Annotated in this window: 4 protein-coding genes; 2 read left to right on the forward strand and 2 right to left on the reverse strand. The window is 68.3% G+C overall.

Going from position 1 to position 4,922, the window contains the following annotated elements:
- Positions 1–947 precede the first annotated feature (947 nt).
- The gene (gene soxR / locus WAX14_RS24525) at positions 948–1,397 is read left to right on the forward strand and encodes a redox-sensitive transcriptional activator SoxR (RefSeq protein WP_422630644.1); all 450 of its coding nucleotides are present in this window, start codon (positions 948–950) and stop codon (positions 1,395–1,397) included.
- A gap of 56 nt (positions 1,398–1,453) precedes the next feature.
- Here the strand turns inward: soxR and WAX14_RS24530 are convergent, their stop codons facing one another.
- The gene (locus tag WAX14_RS24530) at positions 1,454–3,049 is read right to left on the reverse strand and encodes a GMC oxidoreductase (protein ID WP_422630645.1); all 1,596 of its coding nucleotides are present in this window, start codon (positions 3,047–3,049) and stop codon (positions 1,454–1,456) included.
- Positions 3,050–3,127: 78 nt separating this feature from the next.
- Entirely contained in the window at positions 3,128–3,700 is a 573-nt protein-coding gene (locus WAX14_RS24535) for a TetR/AcrR family transcriptional regulator (protein ID WP_422630646.1), read from the reverse strand.
- 85 nt (positions 3,701–3,785) lie between these two features.
- On the opposite strand from WAX14_RS24535, the gene WAX14_RS24540 reads away from it, so the two are divergent.
- A complete protein-coding gene (locus WAX14_RS24540; RefSeq protein WP_422630647.1) occupies positions 3,786–4,862 on the forward strand; it encodes a tyrosine-type recombinase/integrase in 1,077 nt (358 codons plus the stop codon).
- Positions 4,863–4,922: the final 60 nt, after the last annotated feature.

Consider the following 4,922-nt stretch of genomic DNA (forward strand, 5'->3'; position numbering starts at 1 on the left):
CCTACCGCGTGGCGGTCGCGGACCGCGGCGTGGACGGGTACACGCATCCGATGATCGCGTGCGGCTGATCGAGTGCGGCGACCACCAGTGGAGTCGGCGAGCGATGCGCCGGCGAACCACCGTGCGACACGCGGTCGATGCGCAGCGACGGACTCCGGCGACCTCGGCGAAACCCCGGGTGAAACCGCATATCAAATTTGCCGATAATCTACATTATGTCAACTAGTCGGGATTCCGGCCTTCCCGACCGGCAGCTCGGTGGTGGCCCGGAGTCGGTTCGGCTTCCGCGAATCGGATACCGGGTACCGGACGACTGCGCACTCCGCTCCGCGAATCACGGAGCGCGCCGAGTCGCCTCCGGGACTCGTTGCCCCCACTCGCCGGGCCGAGGGCTCACGCCTGCCACCGACCGGATGTCCGCACCGCGAGTCGACGCACCGCACCGCGGTCCGCGGACGTGCAGTATGCGACTGCGCGATCGGCATCGACCGATCCCGGGTGGCCGGCGACCGAAGCGCAACGGTCCCATCGCCCCTCTCGCATGCACCCGCCCCCGCTCACCCCTCGACCCCCACTCATCTCAATGATGGATAATCACCGTTATCCATCAATTGTATTGTGGCGCTTCTCTTTCCGTTCATACCCCTTCGTGCAGAACGCCGACAGGCCGGCACGGACGGTCGTTGCTCCGCGCCGCACTCCGGCACCCGCTCGCCGGCGCACACCGGCGATTCCCATTCCGATGCGTGCGTCGACGCCGCCGGGGATGTCTCGGTGCTCCACCGTGACGCAACGCGGTGCCTACCACCTCGTGCGGGCACTCCCCTGCGCGCCCGGAAGTTGGTGCGCGTGGCGGACGCCGGTCCGGTCACCGAGTCGGTACTGTGCACCGCAGAAGATGGGCTTGCTCCCCGAATCCCGAATCCCGAATCCCGAAGACGGTGCCGATGACCGCGTCCGTGTGGCTGACCCCCGGGCAGTTGTCCGAACGTTCCGGCGTGTCCGTTTCCGCGCTGCACTACTACGAGTCCCGCGGCCTGATCGCGAGCCGCCGCACGTCCGGCAATCAGCGGCGCTACCGGCGCGACACCCTGCGCCGCGTGGCGTTCATCCGGGTCGCGCAGGGTGTCGGGGTGTCGCTCGACGAGATCCGCGATGCGCTCGATTCCCTACCGGACAACCGCGTGCCCACCACCGAGGACTGGGCGCGACTGTCGCAGCGCTGGCACGACCGGCTCACCGAACGCATCGAAGAACTCACCGAACTGCGCGACAGCTTCTCCGGTTGCATCGGCTGCGGTTGCCTGAGCCTGAGTAGTTGTCCGCTGGCGAACCCGGGCGACGTTCTCGCCCAGCAAGGTCCAGGACCGCGCCGTCTGCATCTGCACGACCGCTGACCCCCGTGTGCCTTTCGGGCCTCCTCAGGGTCCCAAAAGACACACGGGTGGCAGTATCAGATGACGGTGCCGACGTCCTGTGCGACGAGATTGTCGAGGGCACGCTCGGCGACGGCGGCGATGGTCATCGACGGATTGCATGCAGCGGAGTTGCCGGGCATGAGCGCACCGTCGAGGACGTAGAGGCCGCGCTGGCCGTGGACGCGGCCGTCGAGGTCGCAGACGCTGCCCATGTTGGCACCGCCGAGCGGATGCCAGGTGGACGGCACGACCTTGTTGGTGTCGACCAGGACCGCGGCATCGCCGGTGATGCGTCGTACGGCAGGGTCGATGTGGTTGGTCTGGATGTCGGCGTCGCCTTCGTACGGCCAGTGCAGGACGGCATCGTCGCGGCCGGTGTCATAGGTGAAGTTGCCGCGGCCGTGACTGACCCCGTAGCCGACGAGGGTGGTGGTGTGGGTGTCGATCCCGAACGACGGCAGCGATGCCTGGATGACGGTGAATGCGGCGTGGGGGTCGGCCCAGTTCTTGCTGCCGTAGACGACGGGCCCGCCCTGCACCGCACCGAAGTTCGCCGCGGGGTCCGTCCACATGTAGATGCGGTCGGCGTTGGTGCCCCAGCCGTGGCCGAGTTCGTCGGGCAGGTCCGTGATCTGGCCTTTGGCGGCGGCCCGCATCAGCAGGCGGGTCGTGTTCAGGCTGCCGGCGGCCAGGACCAGGGCGTCGGTGGTGAGGATCTTGTTTTCGACGACGGAGCCCGATTCGTCGGTGCGGTCGACGTACACGGTCCAGCGGCCGTCGGCGGCGCGTTCGATGTCGGTGACGTCGTGCATGACCTCGATGGTGGCCAGGCCGGTGGCCTCGGCTGCCGCGATGTAGGTGACGTCGACGGTGTGCTTGCCGCCGTTGTTGACGCCGAGTGCGCCGGCACCGCTGGTGTAGGCCGGGGTCATCTCACCGCGGAGTTCGGCGAGGGCGTAGTTCCAGTCGATCGGCATGGGGATCTTGTCGATCGGCATGCCCGCGGCGCGGGCCCGGTCGGCGAAGATGCGCGCGGCGGCATAGGTGGGGCTGGCGACGAGGTCGTCGGGTGCGGTGGCGAGTCCGAGCATCTGGGCCACGCGCGGGTAGTGCACGCGGTTCATCAGATCCCAGTCGAGTTCGTTCGGGAAGTGCGTGTTGAACACGTCCCGAGTGGGTTGCAGTGACATGCCCTGGTAGACGAGGGATCCGCCGCCGACACCGGCAGCGCACAGGGCGGTCATGTTGTCGCCGGGGATCGCTTCGACGAGGCCGACATAGGGGTCGACGCTGAGGCGCTGTCCGAACACCTCCGGGAACGACTTGTGCCACAGGATGCGCTTGTCGGGCTTGGCGGGGCTCGGGAAGGTGGTGGCGTCGGGGCCGGTGGGCCAGCGACGGCCGCGTTCGAGGACGGTGACTGGCACCCCGGCCTGGGTCAGGCGCAGCGCGGTGACTCCGCCGCCGAATCCGGAGCCGATGACGATGACGCGGTGCGTTTCGCGGGTCACGGTGACCCGGTTGACACGGGCACCGATGCCGGGCGCGGCCGTTGCCGACGACGCGCCGGCGAGGATCAGGCCTGCGGCCGCCGCTCCGGTCAGAAACGAGCGACGCGTGAGTGTGGACAAGTCGATCCCCCATGATTCCGTCGAATGTGCGCCTGCTGGGTAGGCCGGTGCAAAACTAGACAGAATGGAGTAAAAGTGTCAAGAATCACGGGGGGTGGAAGCCCCGATCGCCGGCATCGCCGGTATCAGCCACCGACGGAGGAACACGCGGAGTTCGTCGTCGGACCCGATTGCTTCTCCCCCGAACAACACGACCGACAGGCCCAGGAGCAGGGACATTGTGACGATGTCGTCGGCATGGGCGCCGAGTTCGGGGTGACGGCGCACCAGCGGCGCCAGCAGTTGGTGCGCGATGGGCTTGGCCCGGTCGATCATGCCGGGTTCGAACACCGGATTCTCACCGCCGCCGCGCATCAGCACCGCGAGAACGGGATGGTCCCGCACCACAGTGCGCCCCAGGACGATGGTTTCCACCACGTACTCCCCCGGATCGTCGATCCGCTCGAGCCGCGAGGTCATCTCCGCGTAGGCCGCGAGAAGCTGACCGCTGATCGCCTGTGAGACGAGTTCCTCTCGGGTCCCGAAGATCGAGTACACCGTCTGACGGGACACCCCCGCGGCCTGCGCCGCTCCGGCGATGGTGACACCTTCGAAGCCTGCCCCGACGATCAGTTCGAGCGTGGCATCCAGAATTTTCGTGCGCGACCGCATCCGCCGATTGTCCCCGATCGACGGGCCGCGACCTACCGGCGGTCCCGGTCCTGTCCGACCGGAATGACACACTGGTCTCGCACACATGTACGACCCGAGGGGACGGGAGGGCACGCCGGTGAAGAACAGTTCGTCGCGCGAGGACGAACCGGGCCTGCTGGAGTGGACCTCGGCATATCTGGACACCCTGCAGACGGCGAAACGGTCGGCGCACACCGTCAAGGCCTACCGGCTGGATCTGCGGGCGGTGTGCGAGCACCTGGCGGCCGCCCGCCAAAGCACACCCGACACGCTGACCGTGCACGACATCACCATCCGAGCGTTGCGCTCGGCGTTCGCCGCCTTCGCCCGCGAGCGGCAACCGGCCTCTGTGCGCCGAGCCTGGTCGGTCTGGAACAGCTTCTGCAACTTCCTGGTCTCCGAGGGCATTTCGGAGGGCAATCCCATGGCGTCGATCACCCAACCCAAACGTCCCCAACACACCCCGAAAGCATTCACGCCCGCCGCGATCGGCCAACTCGTCGACACCCTCACCGTGCAGACCCAGCGACCCGAGGCCGGACCGCGGGACTGGCCGGTCCGCGACCTCGCGCTCATCGCGACGCTGCTGCTCACCGGCATCCGCTCCGACGAACTGATCCGGCTGGATCTGTCGAGCATTCTCGGCGGCCGCGCGGCACCGGTGCTGCGGGTCCTCGGCAAGGGTGCCACCGAACGCGAAATTCCGCTCGAGGACAGTTGGGCGGCGATCGTCTCGACCTACCTCGACCAGCGGTACACCCGATTCCCGTCGCCCCGGCGCACCGCCCGTGCCGACCGCACCGACCTGGCGATCTGGGAGCGCTACCCGCCGGAAGATCCGCTGTTCGTCGGCGGCGACGGCCGGCGCATCACCCGCGGCACCCTGCAATACCGGGTGCGGCGCATGTACCGGCTGGCCGGCATCGAATCCGAACGCAAACGCGGCGCCCTCGCACACGCGCTGCGGCACACGTTCGCCACCAGCCTCGCCGACAGCGGCGCCACGATGGTCGAGTTGCAGCAACTGCTCGGCCACCGGTCCCTGCAAACGGTGCAGATCTACACCTCGGCCACCGACGACGCGGTACGGCACGCCGCGCGTCACAACCCGGTGTACGGGCTGCTCCGCGAAACCGACTGACCGGGCGCCCCACCGGATCACCACGCCGCCCCACCGGATCGCCGCGCCGCCCACCCGGAT

This window comes from Rhodococcus sp. (in: high G+C Gram-positive bacteria), assembly GCF_049299235.1.
GTDB lineage: Bacteria > Actinomycetota > Actinomycetes > Mycobacteriales > Mycobacteriaceae > Rhodococcus.

Excerpts from the sequence above, each read along its gene's own strand:
- soxR (WP_422630644.1), top strand. The coding sequence starts at position 948 with ATGACCGCGTCCGTGTGGCTGACCCCCGGGCAGTTGTCCGAACGTTCC.
- WAX14_RS24535 (WP_422630646.1), bottom strand. The coding sequence starts at position 3,700 with ATGCGGTCGCGCACGAAAATTCTGGATGCCACGCTCGAACTGATCGTC.
- WAX14_RS24540 (WP_422630647.1), top strand. The coding sequence starts at position 3,786 with ATGTACGACCCGAGGGGACGGGAGGGCACGCCGGTGAAGAACAGTTCG.